Raw genomic sequence first — 1,816 nt, 5'->3', positions numbered from 1 at the left:
ACTTGAGATTGTAGTTGATTTTGATTTTGCTCGGCTGTCTCGATTTGACTTTGCAATTGAGACTGTTGAGCATTTAGGTGCGATTCTAATTCGGAGCGAGTTGCTAAATCCGATTGTAGTTGCGATCGCTCTTGATAGACAGTTGCTAAGTGGTGTTCTAACTCGGATACTTGAGATTGTAGTTGATTTTGGTTTTGCTCGGCTGTCTCGATTTGACTTTGCAATTGAGACTGTCGAGCATTCAGGCGCGATTCTAACTCGGAGCGAGTTGCTAGCTGAGCCTGAAATTCTGACAACTGAGACAGCAGTTGTTCTCGCTCTCGCAGCACTATTTCTGAGTGACTTTGCAGCTCTAATAATTGAGCATCTAACTCTAATTTCTCTCCTTTTGCAGCCTCTAACTGTGTTTCCAGCTCTAATAATTGTGGTTCAGGTTGATTTGGTTGTTGGCGAAGGGTTTCTAATTGAGAGTCAAGCAATTCTCGTTCTTGCTCTACACTGTCGAGTTGAGCTTGTAGGGCCGAGAATCTCGAAGTAAATTGCGATCGATCTATTTCGACTGATTCCAGTTGAGCTTGTCTGTCCGCAAGTTGAGACTGAAGCTGATCCCGCTCTTGAATTGAGCGATCGAACTTGATTTGAAGTTCCGACAACTGGTACTGTAGCTGCAATCTGCTTTGACTTACAGTTTCCAATTGACTGTCTAATTCCGACAGCAACACGTGAAATTGAGAGCGTTCTGCATCAACAGTCCCTAACTCTGCTTGCATTTGCAGCAGTTGAGCATTAAGTTGCGATCGCTCCTGCTGCGCAACTTCTAGCTGACTTTGAATTTCTCTTAATTCCGGTAAATCCGACTGAGCTTGTTGAGCATTTACCAACTGAAACTGCAACTCCTCGATCAGAGAATTAACTTGCGATCGCTCCTCAGCAATTCCTGCCAAAAAACCTTCTAATTCCGTCACTTGACTATTTAAAGTATCTTGCTCGCGGGTCACGCTTTCCAATCGGCTTTGGAGTTCCGACAGTTCAGAATTTAGCTGATTTTCATTCTGCACCTTTTCCCGCAATTCCGATTTTTTGGCCTCCAACTGCTCCGCCAACTTCGATATAGCCTCCTGCGAACCCTGCATCCGCACCAAATTGCGTGAATTTCGCTTGTTTAAAATTAGCCAGCAGACTAATCCGCCCCCTACAAATCCTATTAATAAAAGTAATGCTTCCATTTGGTTTATTTAATTGATATAAATTGAGTTGCCCTGATGATTGCCCCAAAACAAGAACATCCAGAAATTGCGTTCTTACTCAAAGCTACCACAATTTTCGCGCCTGCGTTCGCTAGCAGCCGGAATTTATATTTATTTACAAAAAGCAAACAGTTAACGGGTAAGGCGCCGATTGTAGTGGTGCGAACTGAAGCCAAGAATACTTTAAAACTCTCGCTGCTAGCGCAGTCTGGATTTTCCTCGCATCCCGGAGCGATCGCTCGGCCACAAGCTGTTATCAATTAAAATTGTACGTCAAATCCCTCAAAATATTGTGAAAGGGCTTTGAGCAGCGTTGTTTGTGAAGATGCAATTTATCTAGAAAACAGCTTATACCATTTACTTTCAATCAGACAACAGTACCAAATTTCCCAACTTCCAGCGAGTAAAAAATCCCGAATCTCAAATCGTAAAAACGCCCATTTTAAAGATTTTTTATCGAGTGCATCTCATTTTTGCGAGGGCGAAGCATTTCGGCAGACAACTTATTAGTCATAATCAGATATTTACTACCGAAATGCTATAGCCCATACGAGTATATTTGCTTGCGC

1 protein-coding gene and 1 pseudogene are annotated in these 1,816 nt (G+C 42.7%); one reads left to right on the top strand and one right to left on the bottom strand.

Features of this window, described 5'->3' with window-relative positions:
- Nucleotides 1–1,226, bottom strand: a pseudogene (locus tag QT974_RS02850) (hypothetical protein); the annotation flags it as partial.
- 36 nt (nt 1,227–1,262) lie between these two features.
- Here QT974_RS02850 and QT974_RS02845 point away from each other — a divergent pair.
- Complete coding sequence (locus QT974_RS02845) at nt 1,263–1,511, top strand: hypothetical protein (RefSeq protein WP_333467018.1); 249 nt, start codon at nt 1,263–1,265, stop codon at nt 1,509–1,511.
- Nucleotides 1,512–1,816: the final 305 nt, after the last annotated feature.

The organism is Microcoleus sp. BM001215392, assembly GCF_036700185.1.
Lineage (GTDB): Bacteria > Cyanobacteriota > Cyanobacteriia > Cyanobacteriales > Microcoleaceae > Microcoleus.
Note: the sequence above shows the minus strand (reverse complement) of the source record. Positions and strands in the feature narration are given on the sequence as shown.